The organism is Paraburkholderia sp. DHOC27 (genome assembly GCF_003429005.1).
Taxonomy (GTDB): domain Bacteria; phylum Pseudomonadota; class Gammaproteobacteria; order Burkholderiales; family Burkholderiaceae; genus Paraburkholderia.
In genome coordinates, this window is the sequence record NZ_QVQV01000002.1 from 772,739 (window position 1) to 798,153 (window position 25,415).

The window sequence follows — 25,415 nt, forward strand, 5'->3', positions numbered from 1 at the left end:
CACGCGGTTCGTCGGATCGACCTGGACGATGCGAAGGGCCATCGCCCGAGTCACTTAAGGCGTCGCATGGCGCCTTGAAAACGGGTTGGTATGCGATCCGACCCTGAACACAAGGTCGTCCCGCCTATGACTGTATCTGTTTCTTCTCGCGCTGACCGGGTCCGGTTTCAAGCATGACGGCCGCGGCGACGTACGGAGAAGCCCACAGTGTGTCGCCAGTTACTGCGTTTGCTACCTGCTGATACTCGGTGCTACTTACGAAAAAAAGTCGCTCCGGCGGGCACAAAGAATGCCGGAGCGACCAGTCGTCAACAAGCTTCCTGCTTTTTAGAACTTATAGGTTGCGCCGATTTGCGCGAACACGCCGAGGTAGTTGTACACCGAAGTGTCGTAACCACTCTGATCCAGCGGGCCGTTCGCGAAGATCGGGTCATACGGAGGGGTGCGGTTGAAAATGTTGTCCACGCCGCCGTAAATCGTCCAGTGCTTGAAGCCCGAGTACGACACCATCAGGTTGAACTGGCTATACGAGCCCACCTTGTTCGGTGCCGGGGTCGGGAACAGGTTCTGTGCGTACGGACCCGTGAATTCCCACGTCAACTGCGCATCCCACTTGTGGTAGTTCCAGTCCACCGACGTGTTGCCCTTCCAGCGCGGGAAGCTGCCGCCGAACGGTTGCGTGAGCGTGTAGTTATTGCCCGCGCCGTTGATCGGTGCGCTGCCCGGCGAGCCGAGCTTGAAGCTGTTCACATACGCCCAGTCAGCCGCGAGGGTGAACGTGCCCACTGCCGTCGGCAACGCTTGACGCAGCGTGCCTTCGAAGCCGTTCGTGTCGAGGTAGCCCAGGTTCTGGTACGGAATCACCGCATAGATCAGGTTGCCGTTGGCATCCGTCACCTGTTGCGACGGCGCACCCTGGCCGATCACGTTGTCGACGCGAATCTTGTACCAGTCGAAGCCCACGTCAGTCGTGCGCGTCGGCGACAGTTCGAAGCCGATGTTCAGGTTCTTCGTACGCTCAGGCGCCAGATTCGGGTTGCCTTCGGTGATCGACGTGTAGTTCTGGCCGGTCGCCTGGTCCACCTGAATACCGATGGTACGCGACGCGCTGTCTTCCACGAAGGTCGGAGCACGGAAGCCACGGCTGTACGACGTGTACATCGTCAACGCCGACACCGGCTGATAACGCAACGCGAAGCGCGGCGAGAACGCACCGCCCACATCGCTGTAGTGGTCGTAACGGCCCGACTGGCTGAACGTCAGGTTCTTGATGATTGGAATGTCGATCTGGTAGTACACGGCCGCCACGTTGCGCTGGCCATTCACCGTCTCGAGATTCGGGCTGATCACCGTACCTTCAGCGTACTCGTAACCCGGGTTGATGAATTCGCTCTGGTGCGTGAACTGCGCACCGAAGCCCAGACCAACGTCACCCGCCGGCAGCGTGAACAGGGTCGGCGTCGAAATCGTCGCGTCGACGGTATCGAGCTTCGAGATACCCATGTTGTTCGCGTTCTGGTACAGGCCCGCGAGACCGTTCGGCGTAGCAGCAGGATTGCCAAAGTCGAACACACCGTTCTGGTAGATGTTCGTCAGCGCAGCAGCGTTCAACTGACCGCTGTACGTGTTCGACACCGTGCTCTGCGAATGGCTGATCGAGGTCGCCCAATCCCAGTCGCCGCCCACCGGCAGACCAACCGTACCCTTGATACCGGTTGCTGCGCGGTAGTAGTTGGCGTCCGTCGTTTCCGCAACAGCGTGCGGGAACGCGTACGTCAGCGGCGTATCGACGCCAAACGGGTTGTACGGGTTGCTGGCCGGAACCGTGAAGTTGAACGGCGAGACCAGTTTCGTTGCCGGGTTGTAGACGAGCGCTGCGCCTTGCGGATTGCCGATGATCGGCACGCCGTCGTTCTGCACGCTGCGGTTGTTACTTTCCAGAAGATCCGCCCACGCCGTGGTCGTGTCGTTGATCTTGAAGTCGCCGTGAACCTTGACGTTGTAACGCTCCATCATCGGGGCGATGGACGTGTCGTTCGCGGTGTTGTAGCTGCAAACCGTACCCGGTGCGCCGGTCGTTGCCGGGATCGAGTTGTTGGTTGCCGTGCGGGTCGCACCGCCGCCTGCGCAACCGCCCGTCGAGAGCGCGCTGCCATCAGGCATGTTCCAGTACGACGGCGCGAGCAGCGAGAAGCCACCCGGCTTGCCGGTGAAGTCCTGCTGGGCGGTCGAATCGCGGTCAGCCAGCGTCGAACCGTTGTCCTTATAGGCGCTCGCCGCGATGGTGATGTTGTAGCGATCCGAATTCAGATCGCCGAAGCCACCGAGCACGCCGAACTTGTAGGTGCCGTTGCCTGCACCGTCGCTCACCGAGCTGCCGACGCTACCGTCGAGTTGCAGACCCTGGAAGTCGTGCTTTGTGATCACGTTGACCACGCCAGCGACAGCGTCCGAGCCGTATTGCGAAACAGCGCCGGTCTTGACGATTTCGATGCGGTCGATGTCGTTCAGCGGCAGCGTGTTCAAGTCGAAGAACGAGTCGACGCTGTTCGAATAGAACGCGAACGGCGCAACACGTTGGCCGTCGAGCAGCACCAGCGTGTACTTTTCGCTCAGACCGCGCAGTGCGATACCGGCAGCGCCAGCAGCGAAGTTTGACGTCTGGCCTTCGCTCCAGCTATTGGCCGAGTTTGCCGAAGTCTGACGCAGGAAGTCGGCGACGGTGGTCGAACCGCTGTCCTGAATGTCCTTCTGCGAAACCGTTTGAACCTGATTGAAACCAACCTTGTCCGCCTGACGGATCAGCGAGCCGGTCACCTGGAACGTCTTCAGTTGCTTGACGTTCTTGTTGGCGCCTGTCGCCGCAGCGCCCGAAGCAGCGTCCGGTGCAGCCGCAGCCGCGGTGCCCGTTGCAGCCGCAGCCGGAGTTGCCGGTTGGCTTTGCGCGAAAGCCGGAACGGCGATCGCAGTGGTCAGTGCTAGTTCGGCCCAGATGATTCGTCTGATGGCCAACGCTAATGCCCGTTGTTTCATTTTTCCCCTTCTCACTCGTCAGTAAGGCCACACTTGTTGCGCGAAGAGAGGCCTTTTGAACCTCCCTACTCGATTTGCAGCGACGATTCGCCGCGATCCGCCAAAGTTGCCCCGCGCTTACAACCCAACAAACCGCACACCATCGTCTAAATTCATGCAGCCATATAGACGGGGCACTCCAACTTATTTAATTTCGCACTACTAAAACATTACAGATACACACTAAAAGCTTTCACCAACATTTCAAATCGTTGAGTGAATCACGCGGCTTTTGGCTGACCGACTCACTACCCGACGAGCCCCGTATCGTTAATTACGGGTTAACCTGTAGTACTGCTTAGCGATGTTTTTACTGCTTGATTGATCTTTTCGGATGCTTCGATGTCCAACACCAGAATGCTTCCCTAGAACAATCTTGGTGTTCCCACCCAGACCAGCACCGTTTCTTCACCTGCCGTATTCGTCCATGCATGCGGTACCGTTGACTCGTAATGCGCGGTGTCACCGGCTTGCAACACGAACGTCGTACCTTCGAGGGTGAGGGAGATTTCCCCGCTCATCACATACAAAAATTCTTCACCTGCGTGCGTTGTTACTTCCGAAGGCTGCTGGCCCGCTGGCATCTTCACCAGGATCGCCTCCAGCTTCCGGTCAGCCGACAGATTGGTCAGCCTGCCAAACAGATTCGCCGAATCGGCAAACCCAAAAAACTTCAACTCATCGCCGCGACACACCGACTTCGCTTCGGTAGGCGTTTCAACGAAGTACTGCACCGTGACGCCCAGTGCCTGAGCGATCCCTACTAGCGATGTAATCGACGGCGTTGCCTGCCCTCTTTCCACCTGCGAGAGAAACGGTTTCGAAATGCCCGCTGCTGTCGCCGTGTCATTCAACGTGCGTTTTAGCCGTTGCCGCAATGCGCGAATCTTGCTGCCTATTGCGAGTGCGGCTGATGCCTTCTTATCAAGTGGCGGAACCATAGCAAGACAGAATCCAGTAGTCAAAATTTGTTTGATCTAAGCAAATTTAGTTTCGTTGAAAGCGCGACACCCCGCGCAAAAAATCGGTTGAGAAAATGGGTTGGCGTTCACCCGTGGTGAAAACCGGAAGAGAGCCGGTTACCTGGGCGACGTGCAAGTCATCCAGCGTCACTGGAAGGTTGAATGCACAACTAAAGTGCGAAAGCATTCCCTTCCGGTCTGGATTCGTTGATTTGAGTAATTTCGTGGTGCACGAAAGCACCGGAAGAATTCCGCCGCTCTCGCGCAAAGCGTTTTAAGGCGCCTGATGGGAAAGGACGATATCAAGACAAAATCGTCCGTCAAACTTTTTTTGATGGGAACAGACTGTGTTTAGAGCAATCCCTCCAATTAGAGGTTGAACTCTACCGGCCGCATTCGATAAAAACGGGGATTTGAGGACTGGCCGAATAGCCAACCGCAAGCAGGGAAAACACCGTGTCGCGTCTGCGCGACACGGTGGTCATTCAGTGGCGTCAGAGCATCGGCTGAAGGTCAGCTTGCCCATCAACCATGTGTGCCTTCACTGGCTGAAAGCGCCACGACCGGCAGATTGGCAGCACGCTCGAGGACGGGACGCAACGCGGCGCCGGTGTGACTTGCGCGCACCTTCACGAGCCCTTCCGGATCCGTGGCCGCCACGATGGAACCACCGCCCACGCCCCCTTCCGGACCCAGGTCGATGATCCAGTCGGCTTCCGCGATCACATCCAGATCGTGCTCGATCACGATCACGCTGTGGCCGCCGTCCGCCAGCCGGTGCAGCACGCGGATCAGACGCGCCACGTCGGCCATGTGCAGCCCGACCGTGGGTTCGTCCAGCACGTAGAGTGTGTGCGGCGGCTTCTGCCCGCGCCGCGTGATGTCGTCACGCACCTTGCTCAACTCCGTGACGAGTTTGATCCGCTGCGCTTCGCCGCCGGAAAGCGTGGGCGACGGCTGACCCAAGGTTAGATAGCCGAGCCCCACGTCCTTCATCAATTGCAGCGGATGAGCGATGTTCGTGATCGGCGCGAAGAACTCGACCGCTTCGTCGATCTCCATCGTCAGCACGTCGCCGATATTCTTGCCGCGCCAGGTAACCGCCAGTGTCTCGGGATTGAAGCGCTGTCCGTGACAGACATCGCACGGCACCTTTACGTCGGGCAGGAAACTCATACCGATGGTCCGCACGCCCTGCCCTTCGCAGGCCGGGCAACGCCCTTCGCCGGTGTTGAACGAGAAGCGCGACGCCGTATAGCCACGCGCGCGCGCTTCCAGCGTACCGGCGAACAGTTTGCGGATCGCATCCCACACGCCTATATAAGTAGCCGGGCAGGAACGCGGCGTCTTGCCGATCGGCGTCTGATCCACTTCCAGCACGCGGTCGATGCTTTCCCAGCCGGTAATCGCATCGCAGCCCTGCCACGCATGCGTGACGTTGAGCTGCGCACGTGGCGCACTGCGTGCCAGCACGCTGGAGCGGCGGTTGGTGGCAGGCGCATCCTGCTCCGCCGCCTTGCGGGCGCGCCGCGTGGCTGGCGACGACAACACCGAGCGCCCCACGGCATCAAGCAGATTGGCCATTAGCACGTCGCGCGCGAGGGTCGACTTGCCGGAACCGCTGACACCCGTCACAGCTACCAGCCGCGATAGTGGCAGCGAGACCGTTACGTCACGCAGATTGTGCAGCTTGCCGCCGTGCACGGTCAGCCATTGCTCTGGCACGGCCGCGGCGGTTTTGGTTTTCTGTTTGACCGTGCGGCGCGCCTGCAACGGATGGACGATCGGGTTGGCAAGGAACTGGCCGGTCAGCGAATCGGGCTGCGCCGAGAGGTCGGCCACACTGCCCTGCGCGACCAGCGTGCCGCCGCGCTTACCCGCACCCGGACCAATGTCGATGATGTGATCCGCGCGCCGGATCGTGTCCTCGTCATGTTCGACCACCACCAGCGTGTTGCCCTTTTCGCCGAGCTTGCGCAGCGCGTTGAGCAGGATCTGGTTGTCGCGCGGGTGCAAGCCGATGGTCGGCTCGTCGAGCACGTAACAGACGCCCTGCAGATTGCTGCCGAGTTGCGCCGCCAGCCGGATACGCTGCGCCTCGCCACCCGAGAGGCTCGGCGCCGCGCGATCGAGGCTCAGATAGCCGAGCCCCACTTCCTCCAGGAACTGCAGGCGGCTGCCGATTTCGCTGACCACGTCCCGCGCAATCTCCGCGTCGCGCCCGCTCATCTGCAAGCCGTCGATCCAGCGACGCGTGTCGCTCACGGTCCACTGCGCCACATCGACGATGGGCTGCGCGTCGAACGTCACCGCGCGCGCGGTCGGGTTGAGCCGCGTGCCATGACAATCCGGACACGGCTCGTCCACCACGCCTTCCGGTTCCTGCTCATCAGAAGGCAGGCTCTGCTCGCGGCCGCGGCCGTCTTCGGCGACGATGGTGTCGTCGTAAGCAGCACGCTGTTCACGCGTGAGCGCGAGGCCCGTGCCGACGCAGGTCGTACACCAGCCATGCTTGCTGTTGTAGGAGAACATGCGCGGGTCGAGTTCGGGATAGCTCGTCCCGCACACGGGACACGCGCGCTTGGTGGATAGCACCTTGACCGAGCCGAACTTCGCCGTGGCGCGGCCGGATTTCAGGGCGTCCTGCAAGCCGTCGAGCGGCGCGAGCAGATGCATCACGCCCTTGCCCACGTCGAGCGTTTCGTCGAGCAGCCGACGCAATTCCGCCTCACGATCCGCCGAGACGACGATATCCGCCACCGGCAGTTCGATCGTATGTTCGCGGAAACGATCGAGCTTGGGCCACGGGTCCACGGGGACAAATTCACCGTCCACCCGCAGATGCGTATTGCCACGTGCCTTGGCCCATTTGGCCAGATCGGTATAAACGCCCTTGCGGTTCACCACCAGCGGCGCCAGCAGACCGACGTGCTCACCCTTGTGATCGCGCAGCAACTGCGCGGCAATGGACTCGACGCTCTGCGACGTGACCGGCGTGCCGTCGTGAATGCAGTGCTGCAGGCCGAGCTTCACGTACAGCAGACGCAGGAAGTGCCAGACCTCGGAGGTGGTGGCCACGGTACTCTTGCGGCCACCGCGCGAGAGCCGCTGCTCGATCGCCACGGTAGGCGGAATGCCGTACACCGCGTCGACCTCGGGCCGCCCGGCCGGCTGCACGATGGAACGCGCGTAGGCGTTCAACGATTCGAGATAACGCCGCTGCCCTTCGTGGAACAGGATGTCGAACGCGAGCGTGGATTTGCCCGAGCCCGATACGCCCGTGATCACGTTGAATTTGCCATGCGGAATATCGACGTCGAGCGACTTCAGATTGTGCTCGCGCGCATTGACGATGCGCACCACGTCTTCGCCTTCCACCGCGCGGCGGGCACGCGCTGCCGTCAGCGACTTTTGCAGCGGCATGCCTTGCGAGGCCCCATCGCTCAACGCGCCGTCGTATTGCAGCAGGGCCTGGCCGGTATGCGATTCGGCGCATGCCTTGACGTCGTCCGGCGTACCCGCGCACAGCACCCGGCCGCCACCGTCGCCGCCTTCCGGACCGAGATCGATCAGCCAGTCCGCCGCACGGATGACGTCGAGGTTGTGCTCGATCACGATCAGCGAGTGGCCGCCCGCCAGCAGTTTGCCGAACGCCTGCATCAGCTTGGCGATGTCGTCGAAATGCAGACCGGTGGTCGGTTCGTCGAACATGAACAGCCGTGCCGCAGGCGCCTGCTTAGCGCTGCGTGCGGTTTTCGCCTGCGCGGCTTCCGCGAGGAAGCCCGCCAGTTTGAGCCGCTGCGCCTCGCCGCCCGAGAGCGTCGGCACCGGCTGGCCGAGCTTCACGTATTCGAGCCCCACGTCCACGATCGGCTTGAGCACGCGCAGCACTTCTGCATCTGCGGCGAAATAGGCAATCGCCTCGCTGACGGTCAGTTCGAGCACGTCGGCAATGCTCAGCGCGCGCGCCGGATCGCCCCGCTCGATTTTCACTTCCAGCAGTTCAGCCCGGTAACGGCGACCGTCGCAATCGGGACAGCGCAGATAGACGTCGCTCAGGAACTGCATTTCGATGTGTTCGAAACCCGAGCCGCCACAGGTCGGGCAACGGCCTTCGCCCGAGTTGAAGCTGAACATGCCCGGCCCGTAGCCACGCTGCTGCGCGAGCGGTACCTTGGCGAACAGTTTGCGGATCTCGTCGAACGCGCCCACGTAGCTGGCCGGGTTCGAGCGCGCGGTCTTGCCGATGGGCGACTGATCGACGAACACGACTTCGTCGATCTGCCCGGCACCCGTCAAACTCCGGTAGGCGCCGGGCGATTCCGTTGCGACGCCGAGCTGACGCGCCAGCGCCGGATAGAGCACGTCCTGGATCAGCGTGGACTTGCCGGAGCCGGATACCCCTGTCACGCACACCAGCCGTTGCAGCGGAATTTCCACGGTGACGTCGCGCAGATTGTGCTCGCTCGCGCCTTCCAGCACGATGCGCGGCGTGTCTTGTGTGACCGGCCGCGTGGACCAGTGCGAGACATCTGCCACGTGACGATGGCCGCCGAGGTATTCGCCAGTCAGCGTGCCCGATGAGCGAATCTCGTCAGGCACGCCGTCGAAGATGATCGTGCCGCCGCGTTCGCCAGGACCGGGGCCCATGTCGATCAGACGGTCTGCCGCCAGCATCACCGACGGGTCATGCTCGACCACCACCAGCGTGTTGCCCGCATCGCGCAGCCGATGCATGGCTTCGACGATGCGATTCAGGTCGCGCGGATGCAGGCCGATGCTCGGCTCGTCCAGCACGAACAGCGTCTTGGTCAGCGACGTGCCCAATGCCGTGGTGAGGTTGATCCGCTGCACCTCGCCACCCGACAGCGTGCGGCTTTGCCGGTCCAGCGTCAGATAACCCAGCCCGACATCGCACAGATACTTCAGACGCGTGCGCACTTCAGCGAGCAGCAGCTTCAGCGCGTCGTCGAGCAAGGCGCTCGGCAGCGACAGTTCGTCGAAGAAGCGACGGATGCGCTCGATGGGCAACAACATCAGATCGTGCACCGTCAAACCGGGCAGCCCTTCGAGCTGCGCGCGCTGCCAGTCGACGCCATGCGGCAGGAAACGCTTCGCCGGGTCGAGCACGGCGTCCGCATTCTCTTTGGTGCCGAGGCGCCACAACAGCGATTCGGTTTTCAGGCGCGCGCCGCCGCAGGTCTCGCACGGCGTATAGCTGCGGTACTTGGACAGCAGCACGCGGATATGCATCTTGTACGCTTTCGATTCGAGGTACTCGAAGAAGCGCCGCACGCCGTACCAATGGCTTTGCCACTTGCCGTTCCAGTCCGGCGAACCGTTGATGACCCAGTCGCGCTGCGCCTGGGTCAGTTCCGACCATGCCGTGTCACGCGGAATGCCGGCTTTCGCCGCGTAGCGCATCAGGTCGTCCTGGCACTCTTTCCACGCCGGTGTTTGCATGGGCTTGATGGCGCCGCCGCGCAGCGTTTTGCGCGCGTCCGGAATCACCAGCCCCAGATCCACGCCGATCACGCGACCAAAGCCGCGACAGGTTTCGCACGCGCCATACGCCGAGTTGAACGAGAACAGCGCGGGCTGCGGATCGGCGTAGCGCAGATCGCTATCCGGGTTGTGCAGCCCGGTGGAGAAGCGCCAGATCTGCGGCTCGGCGGATTCTTCCGCCGCCTGCGGCAGCACATACACGTTGACGCGTCCGCCGCCGCGCTTGAGCGACGCCTCGATGGCTTCGACGGCGCGCGCCTTGTCGACCGCGCTCAAACGGAACCGGTCGGCCACGACGTCCAGCAGCTTGCGCGGCCCCGTGGGCGACTGCACGTCGCGCTGGGCCTGCACGCGCGTATAGCCACTCGCCGACAACCATTGCTCGACTTCCTCGGGCGTCGCCGATTCGGGCAATTCCACCGGAAAGGTCACCACGAGACGCGGGTCTTCCGCTGCCGTGCGCGCCTGCAGATCCGCGTAGATCGTCTCCGGCGAATCGTGGCGCACTGCCTGCGCGGTCTTGCGGTCGAACAGTTCGGCGGCGCGCGCGTAGAGCAGCTTCAGGTGATCGTTCAGCTCCGTCATCGTGCCGACCGTGGAGCGCGAACTGCGCACCGGGTTGGTCTGGTCGATGGCGATGGCGGGCGGCACCCCGTCCACGCGATCCACCTGTGGCCGGTCCATCCGGTCAAGGAACTGCCGCGCGTAAGCGCTGAAGGTTTCGACGTAGCGCCGCTGCCCTTCTGCATACAGCGTGTCGAACACGAGACTGGATTTACCGGACCCCGAAGGACCCGTAACCACCGTCATTTCGCCGGTGCGCAGATCGAGATCGAGGTTCTTGAGATTGTGCTGACGCGCTCCGCGAATGCGGATTTTTCCTGTAGATGACAATTTATCCGACCGTCTGATTGAGTTGGCCATAGCTTGCGGCCCGTACGGCTTTTCAGCCGCCGCGCGGGCGCGGATTCGAGGTGAACACTATACTGTATATTTGTACAGCCTTCCACGAAGGTGCACAGGGCGCGGCAGCAGCGCGTGCCTCACGGAGAGGCAGCACGGAACGCTCCCGGAAACTGCAAAGTGACTGAATGGCGGGCGAAAGCTTCGGCCATTAGAATCGTCCGCGAGACGCAAAAAAACACAGGCCACGCCCGTCGCAACGCAAGACGCCAGCAAAGCCGCGCACGCCGCGCGGTTTGCCAATCACTGCGGGATCGCAGTGAGACTACAGCGGGACCGGAAACGGATCACAGCAGATCATCGTCATCCGCCGGCGCGCCGCTGACGGCGCCTTCAGCACCCGTGACGCCCTCGCCCGTCACGACGCCGCGCTTGCGCCGCACGTGATACCCCGTCAACAAACCGTGCGCGATCATATCGAGCGCGGGCTTCACCAGACCGTTCTTGTCGGTCCACACCTTCGGCGTCAGGGCGCCGCTCAGCGCGACGCTGTCTGCATCGTTCAGGGCGAGCAGCGCGGTCTGCACGTCGTCGTCGAAGGCGATCACGTTGACGAACAGCGTGTCGCCGTCGCCCGTGGCAGCCCGCACCTTGCAGGTCACGAAACGTTTGCCGTTCTGCCCCGTGCGGATCTGGGCTTCGCCGTACAGCCGCCCACCTACCAGTCCATCGATCATCTCATCCGCTCCGGTTTGTTTGCTCATCGTGACGCGCGCGCAATGCGCCGCGCGCGAGCCGTATGATCCCACGAGCGGACGGGACCGCGCCGTTAAAACGCGCTCTTCACCACGCCGCCATCCGCACGCAAGGCAGCGCCGGTGGTGGCCGAAGCGAGCGGACTCGCGACATACGCCACCAGCGTGGCCACTTCCTCGGTCGTACCGAAGCGCTTGATGAGCGAAGTGGGCCGCACGTGCGCGAAGAAATCCTTCTCGATCTGCTCGGCGCTCTTGCCGTCGGCCTTCGCGAGGCTGTCGACGAAATCGACCACGCCGCGCGATTTGGTCGGCCCCGGCAGCACGCTGTTGACGGTGATGCCCGTGCCCGCCACCGATTCCGCGATGCCGCGCGCCACCGCGATCTGCGCGGTTTTGGTGACGCCGTAGTGAACCATCTCGGCCGGAATCTGAATGCCGCTTTCGCTCGAGATGAAGATAATGCGCCCCCAGTTGGCGCGCTTCATTGCAGGCAGATAGAGCCGCGCCAGCCGCACGCCGCTCAGCACGTTGACGTCGAAAAAGCGCTGCCAGTCTTCATCCGGAATCTCCTCGAACGGCTTCGGTTCGAAGATGCCCAGGTTGTTCACCAGAATCTCGACATCCGGGTAACGCTTCGCCACTTCATTGGCCGCGCCCGCCTGGCTCAGGTCGCCCGCGAAGCCCAGCACGTCCGCGCCGGTGCTCGACTTCAGTTCGGCCACCACCTTGTCCACCGCCTCCTGCTTGCGGCCGTTGACGATCACGCGCGCGCCTTCCTGCGCGAGCGTCGCGGCAATGGCGAGGCCGATGCCGGCGGTGCTGCCAGTGACCAGCGCCAGCTTGTCTTTCAAGTGCAGATCCATGCTCGTTCCTTTGGGTAGGTTGCGGGTAGTGGAACCTCTATCACTACCACCGTTTGACGGTTCGTGCCGGTTCCGATGGGAACCCGACATTCAAGCGATTCTGATTGGCGACCACCGCTTTGACAATTGGCGTAGCATTTGAAGAACTTTCAAATGCAGCTAAACAATGGCAACGGATCGGCTCGGTGACATGCAACTGTTCGTGGAAGCGGCGGCGCTGGGCAGCCTGTCGGCGGCCGGGCGCAAGCTGGGTTTGTCGCCCGCCGCCGCCAGCGCACGGCTTCTCAAGCTCGAGGCGGCCCTGCATGCGCGGCTCTTCGAACGCACCACCCGGCAACTGCGCGTGACCGACGAGGGGCGGCTGTATCTGCAGCACTGCCAGATCGCCCTGCAAGCCATCGAGGATGCCGAGGCCGCCTTGCAGGCGGGACAAAAGCAGATTCGCGGCAAGGTGCGTATCTCGGCTACTTCGGATTTCGGCCGTAACCTGCTGTACCGCTGGCTCGACGAGTTCAGCCAGCAGCATCCGGAGGTGAGCTACGCGTTGAGCCTGTCGGATTCGGTGTCGAACCTGTTGCAGGACGACATCGACCTGGCGATTCGCTTCGGCCTGCCGCTCGACAGCACGCTCGTCGCGCGCCGTCTCGCGCCCAACCGGCGCGTGCTGTGCGCGTCGCCGGAGTATCTGGCCCGTCATGGCGAACCGGATGCTCCGGCCGATCTCGCGCAGCACCGCTTCGTGGTGTTGATGACCGCAGCGGGACCGCTCAACGAATTCCACTTCGCGCGGGACGCCGAACGGGCGAGCTTCAGCGCGCCGCCCGAGCGCGTCTGGGAGACCAACGACGGCGCGCTGGCGCGTGCGTGGGCGCTGTCAGGCCACGGTGTCGCCTACAAGTCGATCTGGGATATTGCCGCTGACGTGCGCGCAGGCAAGCTGCGGATTCTGCTGCCGGAATGGAGCGCTCACGAGGCGGGCGTGCATGCGCTGTTTCACGGCAATCGTTATATGCCGCCGCGCGTGCGGGCGTTGCTGGATTTTCTGATCGAGCGTTTCGCACAGGCCACTGAGGAACTGCTCGGCGATTCTCCTCATCTGCCCGAGCGGTTGCGGGAGGACTTGCTGCGGGCGCGCTAGCTGCCGCTTGCCGCGACTTCATATTCAGCCGGGTTTCGCAAGATCAAACCCGCGCGAATCCCACTGCCGCGAAAACTTCCTGCAACCACTGCGCGAACACGCGGACCCGCGACGACAGTTGACGACTCGCCGGATACAGCACCGAGACCGGCATGGGCGGCGGCGGACAGTCCGGCAGCACGATCTGCAAGGTCCCGGCCGCCAGCTCATTGGCGATGCGATAGCGCGGCACCTGCACGATGCCCATGCCCGCGATCGCCGCGCCCGCGTAGAGATCGGCGCCCGACACGGACACCGCCGCGTCGAGATACAACTCGTGCAACTCGCCCTCGACCATGAACTCCAGCGGCAGCGGCTTGCCCGTGACGCTCAACACATAATTGACCGCACGATGCGCCGACAGGTCGGCCAGAACAGCCGGCTCGCCGCGCGCCGCGAGATAGCTGCGGCTTGCAACCGTCACCTGATCGAGCCATGCAATGCGCCGCGCGACCATCGACGAGTCCTGCAAGCTCCCCACCCTCAGCACGCAATCCACACCCTCGCGCACCAGATCGACCAGCCGGTCGTCCTCGCCGAGGTTCAGTTCGATCTGCGGATAACGCGTCAGAAAATCCCCCAGCACCGGCACGATGAAATAGCGTGCCAGCGTGCCCTGTAGATTGACACGCAGCAGACCCTTGGGCGCCGTATTGCGGAACGCCTCCTCCGCTTCTTCCAGGTCGGCGAGCAGCCGCACGCATCGACGGTAATGCGCGTCGCCATCGGGCGTCAGGCGCACCGTGCGCGTGGTGCGCTCCAGCAGACGCGTGGCCAGCCGCTGCTCCATACGCTTTAACAGATTGGTCACGGTGGCGCGCGGAATCTGCAGGTCGTCGGCCGCCTGCGTGAAGCTCTGCCGCTCGGCGATACGCACGAACACGCGCATTTCCTCGAAACGGTCCATCAACCGGTCTCCCAACGCATTGTTAAAGTGAATGGAACGATGATAGCAAGTTACGGGTAATGATCTGGCCGTTGGAACGCTTCATGATGCAACTCATGGACGCGCGCTGTTGAGCTATCGGGACGCGTCACCTTTCCATTCATTCAAGAGGACTTGAGTCATGAGCCAGGATCAATCCAGCAAAGTTGCCATCGTCACCGGCGCATCCCGCGGAATCGGCGCCGCGCTCGCGCGGCGTCTGGCCAGCGACGGCTTCGCGGTTGCGGTCAACTACGCATCGAGCGCCAGCGAGGCCGACGCCCTCGTCGCCGAGCTGAAAGCCGCCGGCGCGCGGGCCGTCGCCGTGAAGGCCGACATCGCGCAGGCCGCCGACGTGCGCGCAATGTTCGAACTGGTCGAACAGCAACTCGGCAAGGTGGACGTGCTGGTCAACAACGCGGGCGTGCTGAAGACGACGCCGCTCGCGGATACCAGCGACGCGCTGTTCGAACAGACCTTCGGCATCAACGTGCGCGGCACCTTCAACACGCTGCGCGAAGCGGCCGCGCGCATGAACAACGGCGGGCGCATCGTCAACTTCTCCAGCACGACACTGGCACTGAACATGCCGGGCTACGCGATCTACAACGGCACCAAGGCCGCCGTCGAAGCGTTCACGCGCGTGTTTTCCAAAGAACTGCGCGGCCGCAACATCACGGTCAACGCCGTTGCGCCGGGCCCGGTAGCCACCTCGCTGTTTCTCGACGGCAAGACCGACGAGCAGATCCAGAACTTCGCCAGGATGCCGCCGCTGGAGCGTCTCGGTGAGCCGGACGACATCGCCGCCGTAGTGTCCTTCCTCGTCGGGCCGAACGCGGCGTGGGTCAACGGTCAGGTGTTGCGCGCCAACGGCGGGCTGGCCTGAACGACAAGCGCGGCGCTCACGCAACAACGAGGCAGATCATTAAACCGGGCGCTGGCGCGACGCGCATGCCATGATGGGACCTGTTCGGCGCGCGGCGGATGCAACCGCGCGCCGCTCCTCAATCCCAACGAGGCATTGGAGTTGTCCATGACCGAGCACGAGACGCTGCATCCGCTGCGCCCTTTCCTCAAGAACTACGTGTGGGAGCATGGCCGGATCGGCACGCGTTATCTGGACTGCCACGACGGCGAAATCAAATTCGACGACGGCAAGAAGTCGCGCTTCGCCGCCGAGAAATATCTCTACGTGCCGCTCGGCAAAGACGCGATCGACGATCCGCAGGTTGAAGGGCCCGTGATTCAGGAGGCGGCGCTCGCGCGCTTCCTGAAGGCGGCGCAAATGGGCAAGCCGGAGGAAGCAGGTTCGGCGGCGGACGTGCAGCGCGCCGCACAGGACTGCATTGAACTGGCGGTGTTCAGCGCCTATCAACGCGAGGCGCGTGAAGCCGAGGAGCGCTACGCGCAGGAGGCCATGTTCGATGACGAAATCCGCGCGGCGGTGGTGAGCGATATCCGCCAGCACTACGCCGGCATGCGCGAACATCTCGCGCTGTACGACTTCACGGTGCTGTATGGACTGCCTGCCCCGCTGCTGTTCGGGGACATGCCGTTCATCGACTGGCGCGTGCGCGTCAAGCCCGCGCTCCCGCTCGTTTCGATGCCGCTTGGACCGTACTGCCTGCTGGTAGGTGGTCCGTCGGGGCGCACCAGCCGGGTCGCGCCGGTGGTGTGGAAAACGGCGGTGTCGATGGGGGCGCTGAAAGATCACAACAAGCTGATGGTGGATGGCGCACGGCATTGGCTGGTGGCGACCTCCGACGATCAACTGGTGGCGGTGCAGCCGCGCTTCAAGAAAGAGGAACCGGATGATGCGGCAGGCGAACCGAAGCCATAAACCGTTGCGCGGACAACGACGCACCGCTTAGCGACAACACCCGCCGCCCGCAAAAATTTTTGTTGAGGTAACCTCCCGCGATTGCCACCACGCATGCGCAAGCATGCAGCGTAATGCGCGTTCGCCATGCATTCCGTTGCGACGCGTGCGCTGCGATAATGCGCGCACCTTCAACAAGAACCACACCATGAGACGACGTCGCTTCTTCGCTTCAATGGGCTTGTTTGCCTCTGCCTTTGCTACGACCTTCGCCACGAAGAACGCCCGCGCCGCCGCAGCGGATGCGACTTCCAGCGCAACGGCCGGCAGCGCGAACGCCGTGAGCGCCACGCACACCACCCGCCACTATCTGCAGCGAATCGCCGCGATCGACCGCGCGGGTCCGCAACTGCGCAGCATCATCGAACTCAATCCCGACGCGCTGCAGATTGCCCACGCCCTCGATGCCGAGCGTGCGGCCGGCACGTCGCGTGGTCCGCTGCATGGCGTCCCCGTCGTCATCAAGGACAACATCGCGACCGGCGACAAGATGGCGACCACCGCCGGCTCGCTCGCGCTCGACGGTATCAGCGCCACGCGTGATGCGTACCTCGTCGAGCGTCTGCGTACGGCGGGCGCTGTGGTTCTCGCCAAGACCAATCTGAGCGAGTGGGCCAACATCCGTTCGTCGCGTTCGGCGAGCGGCTGGAGCGGTCGCGGCGGGCTGTCGTTGAATCCGTATGCGCTGGACCGCTCCACCAGCGGTTCCAGCGCCGGTTCCGCGGCGGCCGTCGCGGCCGGTCTGACGCGCATGGCGGTCGGCACGGAAACCGATGGCTCGATCGTCTCGCCCTCTTCGATCATGGGCGTGGTCGGACTCAAGCCAACCGTGGGACGCATCAGCCGCGACGGCATCATTCCGATCTCGCATACGCAGGACACGCCCGGTCCAATCACGCGCACGGTCAGCGACGCCGCGCTGCTGCTCACCGCGCTGGCCGGCAGCGACCCGCGCGATCCCGCCACACGGGATGCACCCGCGCCCGCCGACTATCTCGGCGCGCTCAACAAGGATGCGTTGCGTGGTGCACGCATTGGGGTGGCGCGCGAGTACTTCACGGGTCACGATGAAATCGATCAGCAGATCGAGCGCGCGATTGCACAATTGACGCTGCTCGGCGCCGAGGTAATCGACCCGATCGATCTGGCGAAGGTGAACTACGACACGGACGAACAGTCAGTGCTGCTCCATGAATTCAAGCACGATCTGCCGCTCTGGCTTGCGACGTTCGCACCGCACGCGCCAATTCATACGCTGGCCGATCTGATCGCTTTCAACGAAGCGCATCGCACCCGTGAGATGCCCTACTTCGGGCAAGAGTTGCTAATCCAGGCACAGGCGCTCGGCGATCTGGATAGCGATGTCTACAAGAAGGCGCTGGCTGCATGCCGCCTCGGCGCGCGTGACAATGGGCTCGACCGCGTGATGCGTGAGCAGCGCCTCGATGCGATCGTCGCGCCCACCGGCGGCACGGCGTGGCTCACCGATCTCATCAACGGCGACAGCGCGAGCGATGGTTTTTCCACTCCCGCTGCGGTGGCCGGCTATCCGCATCTGACGGTGCCAGCGGGACTCGTGCGCGGCTTGCCGGTGGGTCTGTCGTTCGTGGGACCGGCATGGAGCGAAGCGCGCATCCTCGGCTTCGGATACGCGTTCGAGCAGGCCACGCAATGGCGCAGCGAACCACGCTTCACGCGACACACCAGCATTCCGCCGCTCAAGGTCTAAGGAAGCAGCGCGGCGTGAGCTGGACGCGGCGCGTGCACTAGCAACGTGAATGAAAGCGCCGCGCGCTAAAGCTGCGAATCCAGCAAGGCCGCGACCTTCTCGATCAGCTTTTCTTTGGTCGAGCGGTGCAGCCAGTCCTCGAGCGTGATGCGCTGCGACTTCGTCAAATCGTTGGCGAAGATCGCGGTCTGCTGCTTGGCAAAGTCGCGGTCGTAGATGTTGAGGTTGGCTTCGTCGTTCAGCTTGAACGAGCGGCTATCGAAGTTGGTGGAACCCACCGAAACCAGATACTCATCCACCACCAGCAGCTTGCAGTGAAACATGGTGGGCTGATATTCGTACATCTCCACGCCCGCACGCAACAGATCACCCCAGCAGGCACGCGATGCTTCGCGCACCGTATGTGTATCAATGCGCTGACCGGGCGTGAGCACCTGCACTTTCACCCCACGCCGCGCGGCTTCGACAATGGCGTTGATGGTGAGTTTGTCCGGCACGAAATAGGCGCTTGCCAGGTGAATCGTATCCGTGGCCGCCGTGATCGCCATCAGATACATCAATTGCATGTCGTCGCTACCGCCGTAGGGCGAACTGCTGAACATATGCGCGACACCTTCGCCGCACGGCGGAATCTCAGGGAAATAGTGCGGCCCGTGCAGCACGTTGCCGCTCGCCTTGATCCAGTTGTCCATGAAGACCGCCTGCATATGACCGACCGCTGGGCCGGCAATGCGGAAATGCGTGTCGCGCCAATGCTTCGGATCCTCAGCGTTACCCGTCCATTCGGGCGCGATGCCCACGCCGCCCGTGAAGCCAATGCGGCCGTCGATCACCAGCAGCTTGCGGTGCGTGCGATCGTTCATGCGTCCGAGTCCGGTCCAATGCGGCTTGTGAAAGCGAAACACCTCGGCACCCGCGTCGCTCAGCATCTTCAGGTAACGATGATCCATCTTCGACGAGCCGACCCAGTCGAGCAGCACATGCACCGCCACGCCCGCACGTGCCTTTTCGGCAAGTGCGCTGGCCACCTGCTCGCCGATCTCCCCGGACCAGTAAATGAACGTCTCGAACGTGATGGTGTGTTGCGCGGAACGGATGCCGTCGAGCATCGAAGGAAAAATCCTGTCGCCGTTCACCAGCACCTCGAAGCGGTTGCCCGAGGTGACAGGCGGTCCGAGCAGCAGGCTCATCGAGCGTACAAATTGCGGATCGTCGCTGCGATAGAGCCGCTCGATGTTGTGCTCGATCTTCTTCTCGCCGGTGGAAAGGTTCGAGATGACCAGCACCACGATGAGGGTGACAACGGCGGTAATGACGATCGTCAGCATGCGTGGGCTCGTATTGGCTCGCGGTGGTTCATGACGCGAGCCGCGTGAAAGACAACCGACAGGTAGCAGAGTTTGTGCCGCGCCGGTCAACTTTGCTCATCTTTGCTTAACGTGGCCGTCAAGACGCTCCGCTCAAGCGCTCTACGCATGCTCATGTAGGGAACACTTCAGCGCAAAGTGTCGCACTCCAGTGCCATAATCGCGGTTCTGCTGGTCTCCGAACGCGCGCTGCACTCCATGACATCTGTCCAGAAAGCTCTCCTTGCCCCGCTCATCGTTGCATGCGCAATGTTCATGGAGAGTGTCGATGCGAATGTCATCGTGACCGCGTTGCCGTCCATGGCGCGCGATTTCGGGCGTGATCCGGTCACGCTGAAAATTGCCGTGACGAGCTACGTGGTCGGGCTCGGCGTGTTCATTCCCGTATGCGGCTGGCTCGCTGACCGCTTCGGCGCCCGCACCATTTTCCGCACCGCAATCGGCATTTTCGTGGCCGGTTCGCTGCTGTGCGCAGCGTCCAGTTCACTGGCGCCCTTCACGCTGGCGCGTTTCGTTCAGGGCGTGGGCGGCGCGATGATGGTGCCGGTGGGACGGATCATCATCTTCCGCGTGGTGCCCAAATCCGAGTTCATTCGCGCGATGAACTACCTCAGCGTGCCAGCCATGCTCGGCCCGGCGGCAGGACCGCTGCTTGGCGGTTTCATCACCACGTATCTGCACTGGCGGCTGATTTTCTTCATCAACGTGCCCATCGGCATCCTCGGCATCTATCTGACCAACCGCCATATCGTCAACACGCGCGAACCGCATCCGGGCCCGCTCGACTGGGTTGGTTTCTTTTTGTCGGCGGGCGGCGCGGCGCTGTTTCTGTTGGGACTCTCGCTGATCGGCGGCGAGATGACTTCGAACAGCAACGCCATTGGCATGTGCGTATGCGGCGCGTTCATGCTGCTGGTCTACGTACCCTACTCGATGCGGGTGAAACTGCCCCTGCTCGATCTGCGCTTTCTGCGTATTCCCACGTTTCAGGCGAGCGTGCTGGGCGGCTCGCTGTTCCGTATTGGCCTCGGCGCATTGCCGTTTTTGCTGCCGCTGCTGTTGCAGGAAGGGCTCGGCAAAACCGCTTTCGAATCCGGGCTGATCACTTGCGCGTCTGCGTTTGGCGGCATCTTCATGCGCACGCTGGCATCTACGGTATTGCGCAAGTGGGGATTTCGCACCGTGCTGATTTTCAACGCGGCGCTCTCGGGCATTGCCATCGCAATCTGCGGCGCGTTCTTCCCAGGTACGCCCGTGTGGCTGATCTGGTTCGTGGTACTGCTGGGCGGCTTCTTTCCTGCGTTGCAGTTCACCAGCCTGAATTCGCTGACGTACGCGGAAATTGAAAGCCGCGACGTGGGCCGCGCCACCAGCCTGGGCAGCGTGATCCAGCAGATGTCGCTGGGCCTCGGGGTGACGGTGGGCGGCATCGTTTTGCAAATTTCACGGATGATGCATGGACACACGCATGTCGTGTGGTCGGACTTCTGGCCCGCCTTCCTCGTAGTGGGACTGTGCTCGTTCGCGTCCATTCCCGTTACGCAGCGCTTGCCGCATCGTGCCGGCGAAGAGATTTCACGCGGCAGCCGCGGGTGATTCGTCGCGGCGCATTCTGCGCCGCACCATCCATTCCTCGCATTCCCGCTTAAATCTGACGATACGTCACGCACTTCTTTTGCGCTTTATGTCATCTGCGCGACACCCAGCGGCGACACGATAGGGATTTGGCCCGGGCGCAGCTTTGCCCGCGCCGCGCCACACCACCCCACGGCGCACTCGGGTAAACGCGCAGCACGCCACACACGATGTCTGTGCCACCCACGCGCACGCAAGCGTTCAGTCTCAAGCATCGGGCAACGATGCGCGAATAAGCGACAGGCCGCCAGCATCTCCATGCCGGCGCAATAACGGCAATCCAATAAGGAGCGAGTGATGCAAGAAGCGGCAGATACCGACCGGCTGCGGGTCCCTGGCAGCATCAAATCGGTCCAGCAATACATCGACGAACATCCCATCTGGCCGGACGGCACCCGTCTGCACTCGGTGCCGATGACCGGCATGCAGTGGCGCATCTGGGCACTTGCGGCGGCCGGCAAGTTCTTCGAAGGCTTCGTGGTCTTCATGACCGGCGTTGCGCTGCCGCTCATCTCGCGCGAATTCGGCATCAGTGCCGCGCAAAACGGTTTGATCAGTGCCGCGAGTCTGATGGGCATTCTGGTGGGCGCCGTCGGTCTGGGCGGCATGTCCGACTATTTCGGCCGCAAACGGATGTTCATTGTCGAGATGATCATCTTCGTCGCGTTCCTCGTGCTGCTGGTGATGTGCACCAACTTCGTCTCGCTCGTGATCTGCCTGTTCGGTCTCGGCGTCGCGCTAGGCTGCGACTACCCCACCGCGCACATGATCATTTCGGAGAGCATTCCGAGTACCAGCCGCGGCAAACTGGTGCTGGCGGCATTCGGCTTCCAGGCGCTTGGCGCACTCGGCGGCACGGCCGTCGGCTTTCTGGTGCTCTCCACCGTGCCGAATCTCGATGCGTGGCGCTGGATGTACGGCACCGCGATCATCCCGGCACTGGCGGTGACGATTGGCCGCTTCTTCATTACCGAAAGCCCGAGCTGGCTGCAGATTCGCGGCGCAGTGGACCGCGCGGAAGTCGCCGCGCGCCGCCTGTTGGTACGCACGCCGCAGTATCCGACCAGTATCGCGCTCTCGCGTGAGATCGATCTGGCGGCCAGCGGTCACGGTGGCAAGCAGAGCTTCATGGCCTTGTTCGCCAAGCGTAATCTGCGCGCCACGATCCTCGCTTCCGTGCCGTGGTTTTTGCAGGATCTAGGCACGTACGGCATCGGTATCTTTACGCCGACCATCCTCGGCGCGGCATTCGGCGCCAAGCCCGACCATGTGCGCAGCGTGGCGGACCTGATCCTGAACGACATTCTCGCGGCCAAGGGCGCGGCGCTCATCACGATGCTGCTGATCGTGGGCATCATCTTCGCCGTGATTCTCGCGGACAAGGTGGGGCGCATCTGGTTGCAGGTGATCGGCTTCATCGGTTGCGCCGCCGGGTTGCTGATTGCTTCGTTCTCCGACAGTTTCACCGGCTCGAACAAGACCATCATCATTTTTGCCGGCTTCATGTTGTTCAACTTCATGACCAACCTGGGACCGAACGCACAGACCTATCTGCTGGCAGGCGAAGTATTCCCCACGGCAATTCGCGGTACAGGGGCGGGATTTGCCGCGGCAGTGGGCAAGATCGGCGCGGTCGCGACGGCGTTTCTGTTTCCGATTCTGCTGACCGGCATCGGCACCGGGCCGCTGCTTTACATCCTGGTAGGCACGTCGATCCTGGGTGCGGTGGTTACGTGGCTGTTTCGCATTGAAACGAACGGCGTCAGCCTCGACGAGATCGGGCGCTAGACGCGCTGGCAATCCCACGCATCGACGCGCCGCACAGACGCGGACGTCCCATCGCCATTGGAGACTTGCATGACAGACCAGAGAACCAGAACGGCCACGAGAGCGCGCCGGGGAAGACGGACCGCCGTCGGCGTTTGCCTGACCGCGTTGACCTTGCTGACTTCGCTGACCCCGCTGACAGGTGTATCGGCCTACGCGCAGGACCTCACGCTGAACGAGACCGGCTCGACCCTGCTCTACCCCTTGTTCACCACGTGGGTGGATGCGTACACGAAATCGCATCCGGGGGTTCACATCACGGCGGGCGCGACGGGCTCGGAGGCCGGCATCCAGCAGGTGCTGGCGGGCAAGGTGCACATTGGTGCGTCCGACGCGTATATGTCCGACGCCGACATCCGCCAGCATCCTGACATCATCAACGTGCCGCTTGCCATCGCCGCGCAGACGATCAACTACAACGTGCCGGGGCTGAACGGCACGCATCTGAAGCTGGATGGGCCGACCATTGCGGCGATTTACACGGGGACGGTGCGCGACTGGGACGCGCCGCAGATCGCGGCGCTGAATCCGGGGGTGTCGTTGCCGCATCACGCTATCGTGCCGATTCGCCGCGCCGAAGGTTCGGGTGACACGTTCGTGTTCACCCAGTTTCTCTCCTACTCGACGCCGTCGTGGGAAAGCGATCATGGCTACGGCACCACGATCTCGTGGCCGAATGCGCCGGGCGCCATGACGGCTACGGGCAACACGGGCATGTTGCAGACGCTGCAAAACACGCCTTATTCGATCGGCTATGTGGGCGTGAGCTTTACCGACAAGCTGGCGGCCGCGCAACTCGGCACGGTGGCGCTCAAGAATGGCGCAGGAGAATTCGTGCTGCCGAGCAAGGACACGATCACGGCGGGCGCGGCTTCGCTGGGTCCGCGTACCCCGCCGGATGAACGCCTGAGCCTGGTGTTCGCGCCGGCATCGGGCGCGTACCCGCTTGTCAATTACGAGTATGCGGTGGTTTCGACGAAGCAGCCCGACCCGACCACTGCCGCAGCGGTGCGCCGCTTCCTGCTGTGGGCGATCGTGCCATCAGAAACGAACGAAGCGTATCTCGACACCGTGCACTTCATCCCGCTCCCGCCGCATACGTGGGAGTTGAGTCAGGCGCAGATCCAGACGATCAGGTGACGGGCTTCGAGACGCGCTTTGTCCGATGCGAGACGGCGACGCATTTGCGTGGCGCCGTTGCGTGACGCAGTTGCGTTGCTGTCTCCGCTTCGTGACGAAGCCACGCACGCTTACTCTTTCGACGGCCGTCCGGTCTTGACGGTCTCGACCGCGGCAATCGCAGTCAGCAGGTTGTCCAGACTTGCACCTTCGAGCAGCAGCAGACCCGCGCGCAGCACCTCGCTCTTCTTCACCGACACGCCGGCATCCAGGCACTTTTGCTTGAGCGTGGCGATCTTCGCGTAGTCCGACTTGGGCATCGTGAAGCTGTCGCGCACGACTTTTTCTTTCTTCTCTACTTCCTTCTTTGCGCGTTTGAGCTTTGGCGTTGCGGCCTCATTCGCAGACGCTGCGGCCTTTTTCGGGGCGGCCGGTTTCTTCACGGCGGCGGCCGTTTTGGGTGCGGCGGCTTTCTTCGTGGCGGTCTTTTCTTTAGCCACGGCTTGCGGCTTAGCTGCAGGTTTGGTCTTCGCGGCGGTTTTTTCTTTCGCTGCGGGAGCGGCTTTCGATGCTGCCTTCGGTGCAGCTTTCTGTGCCGCCTTGGCGCCGGTTTCGACCTTGGCTACGGCCTTACGGCGCGACGCCTTCGGTTCCGCGCTGGCTTTTTCGCTTACGGTTCCATTTGCCGGTGCAGCAGCCTTCTTCTCGTCAGCGACGCTTACCGTCTTGGCGCTCTTCGGAAAGTGAAACGTCTTGTCGGTCGGCTTTTTGATGCGAGGTTCATTCATTGTCATCTCCACGTCATAAACAATATAAACAGTATATACGGTTTATATGGTTTTTTTACGCAACGGTGTGGAGATGCTCGCGTGACTCGTCCGCAATGGGTTACGGGAGGCGACGAATTGTCCACAGAAACCGTTCATAAGGATGTGGATAACCCGCTAGCAATTGAATCAAGTGATTGAAGCGTCTGTCTATTTGCTGCACGCGCCGGGCTTGCGCAACCCGGCTCACTGCGTGCCCAATCACGCGGACAACGACGCTCCGCCTGATTCCCAACTCACTCCCCCACCGCCCCCCGCAACGCCTCCAGAAACCGCAGATACGCGGTGGCACCCGGATCCGCGTGCCCCACGCTGCGCTCCTGCACCCACGCCGCCCGGCCCCTCTGCGACTGCAGATCCGTTGTGGCCACAACCTGCTGTTTTGCCGTGTCGATCATTGCAGCGAGCACCTGCGCAGCGTTTCCGTCAGTCGCTTCGAGTGTGTCGAGACTCGGCACCAGCGCATCGAGCACGGTCTTGTCGCCTAGTTTGCTCTTGCCGCGCTCGGCAATCCTCGCCGCTACCGCGCGGCCAATGTCGAGCGCTTCCGCTTTGCCAAGCGCGTCTTTCCCCGTTACCGTTTTCGCCGCCGCCAGCAAGCCGCCGCCAATCAACGCCGCGAACGTGGAAGGGTTGGCGGTCGAAAACGCCTTGCCGGCCGCGACCAGTGCCTCGGAAAGCGTCGCCTCATCCGGCAGCGCCGCCCACGCCTTGATCACCGCAGCAGAGCCCACCTGCACGGTGATGCCAAGATCGCCGTCGCCTAACGCAGCGTCGAGTTCGCGCAGCTCGTCAGCGTGCGTGGGTAGCGTGCTCAGACTGCGGGTGACGAGCGCCCTGAATTCATTGCAGCTCATACTCATCGCA

General features: G+C 62.7%; 16 protein-coding genes. 7 read left to right on the forward strand and 9 right to left on the reverse strand.

The window, feature by feature from the left end; genetic code table 11:
- Nucleotides 1–327: 327 nt before the first annotated feature.
- From D0B32_RS11610 to D0B32_RS11630, 5 genes are all read right to left on the reverse strand, one after another.
- Nucleotides 328–3,033: a TonB-dependent receptor gene (locus D0B32_RS11610; protein WP_117334069.1), complete on the reverse strand. Its 2,706-nt coding sequence runs from the start codon at nucleotides 3,031–3,033 to the stop codon at nucleotides 328–330.
- Between the two features lie 404 nt (nucleotides 3,034–3,437).
- The gene (locus tag D0B32_RS11615) at nucleotides 3,438–4,013 is read right to left on the reverse strand and encodes a helix-turn-helix domain-containing protein (protein WP_117334070.1); all 576 of its coding nucleotides are present in this window, start codon (nucleotides 4,011–4,013) and stop codon (nucleotides 3,438–3,440) included.
- A gap of 546 nt (nucleotides 4,014–4,559) precedes the next feature.
- Nucleotides 4,560–10,463 (reverse strand): excinuclease ABC subunit UvrA, encoded by a 5,904-nt coding sequence (gene uvrA, locus D0B32_RS11620; RefSeq protein WP_181969786.1) that lies wholly within the window; start codon nucleotides 10,461–10,463, stop codon nucleotides 4,560–4,562.
- Nucleotides 10,464–10,789: 326 nt separating this feature from the next.
- Complete coding sequence (locus tag D0B32_RS11625; protein WP_117334071.1) at nucleotides 10,790–11,179, reverse strand: single-stranded DNA-binding protein; 390 nt, start codon at nucleotides 11,177–11,179, stop codon at nucleotides 10,790–10,792.
- 92 nt (nucleotides 11,180–11,271) lie between these two features.
- A complete protein-coding gene (locus tag D0B32_RS11630) occupies nucleotides 11,272–12,063 on the reverse strand; it encodes an SDR family NAD(P)-dependent oxidoreductase (protein WP_117334072.1) in 792 nt (263 codons plus the stop codon).
- A 166-nt stretch (nucleotides 12,064–12,229) separates the two neighbouring features.
- Between D0B32_RS11630 and D0B32_RS11635 the strand changes: the two genes are divergently transcribed.
- On the forward strand, nucleotides 12,230–13,201 hold the full coding sequence (locus D0B32_RS11635) for a LysR family transcriptional regulator (RefSeq protein WP_117334073.1): 972 nt from the start codon (nucleotides 12,230–12,232) through the stop codon (nucleotides 13,199–13,201).
- A gap of 43 nt (nucleotides 13,202–13,244) precedes the next feature.
- Here the strand turns inward: D0B32_RS11635 and D0B32_RS11640 are convergent, their stop codons facing one another.
- Nucleotides 13,245–14,147, reverse strand: coding sequence for a LysR family transcriptional regulator (locus D0B32_RS11640; RefSeq protein ID WP_117334074.1), 903 nt, complete (start codon nucleotides 14,145–14,147; stop codon nucleotides 13,245–13,247).
- Between the two features lie 160 nt (nucleotides 14,148–14,307).
- Between D0B32_RS11640 and D0B32_RS11645 the strand changes: the two genes are divergently transcribed.
- The 3 genes from D0B32_RS11645 to D0B32_RS11655 all read left to right on the forward strand — a co-directional run bounded on the left by D0B32_RS11645 (nucleotide 14,308) and on the right by D0B32_RS11655 (nucleotide 17,773).
- Nucleotides 14,308–15,051 (forward strand): SDR family oxidoreductase, encoded by a 744-nt coding sequence (locus tag D0B32_RS11645; RefSeq protein WP_117334075.1) that lies wholly within the window; start codon nucleotides 14,308–14,310, stop codon nucleotides 15,049–15,051.
- Between the two features lie 147 nt (nucleotides 15,052–15,198).
- Nucleotides 15,199–16,005: a hypothetical protein gene (locus D0B32_RS11650; RefSeq protein WP_117334076.1), complete on the forward strand. Its 807-nt coding sequence runs from the start codon at nucleotides 15,199–15,201 to the stop codon at nucleotides 16,003–16,005.
- A 187-nt stretch (nucleotides 16,006–16,192) separates the two neighbouring features.
- A complete protein-coding gene (locus D0B32_RS11655; RefSeq protein ID WP_117334195.1) occupies nucleotides 16,193–17,773 on the forward strand; it encodes an amidase in 1,581 nt (526 codons plus the stop codon).
- A 65-nt stretch (nucleotides 17,774–17,838) separates the two neighbouring features.
- Here the strand turns inward: D0B32_RS11655 and cls are convergent, their stop codons facing one another.
- Nucleotides 17,839–19,101, reverse strand: a complete 1,263-nt coding sequence (cls, locus tag D0B32_RS11660; protein ID WP_117334077.1) for a cardiolipin synthase — start codon at nucleotides 19,099–19,101, stop codon at nucleotides 17,839–17,841.
- A gap of 237 nt (nucleotides 19,102–19,338) precedes the next feature.
- Between cls and D0B32_RS11665 the strand changes: the two genes are divergently transcribed.
- The 3 genes from D0B32_RS11665 (at nucleotide 19,339) to pstS (ending at nucleotide 23,742) form a co-directional block, all read left to right on the forward strand.
- Complete coding sequence (locus D0B32_RS11665; protein ID WP_117334196.1) at nucleotides 19,339–20,736, forward strand: MFS transporter; 1,398 nt, start codon at nucleotides 19,339–19,341, stop codon at nucleotides 20,734–20,736.
- A gap of 336 nt (nucleotides 20,737–21,072) precedes the next feature.
- Nucleotides 21,073–22,563 (forward strand): MFS transporter, encoded by a 1,491-nt coding sequence (locus D0B32_RS11670; RefSeq protein ID WP_220444930.1) that lies wholly within the window; start codon nucleotides 21,073–21,075, stop codon nucleotides 22,561–22,563.
- A gap of 153 nt (nucleotides 22,564–22,716) precedes the next feature.
- The gene (pstS, locus tag D0B32_RS11675; RefSeq protein WP_220444931.1) at nucleotides 22,717–23,742 is read left to right on the forward strand and encodes a phosphate ABC transporter substrate-binding protein PstS; all 1,026 of its coding nucleotides are present in this window, start codon (nucleotides 22,717–22,719) and stop codon (nucleotides 23,740–23,742) included.
- Nucleotides 23,743–23,852: 110 nt separating this feature from the next.
- On the opposite strand, the gene D0B32_RS11680 is transcribed toward pstS, so the two are convergent.
- The gene (locus tag D0B32_RS11680; protein ID WP_117334079.1) at nucleotides 23,853–24,509 is read right to left on the reverse strand and encodes a hypothetical protein; all 657 of its coding nucleotides are present in this window, start codon (nucleotides 24,507–24,509) and stop codon (nucleotides 23,853–23,855) included.
- 275 nt (nucleotides 24,510–24,784) lie between these two features.
- Nucleotides 24,785–25,411, reverse strand: a complete 627-nt coding sequence (locus tag D0B32_RS11685; RefSeq protein ID WP_117334080.1) for a DAK2 domain-containing protein — start codon at nucleotides 25,409–25,411, stop codon at nucleotides 24,785–24,787.
- Between the last annotated feature and the right edge of the window lie 4 nt (nucleotides 25,412–25,415).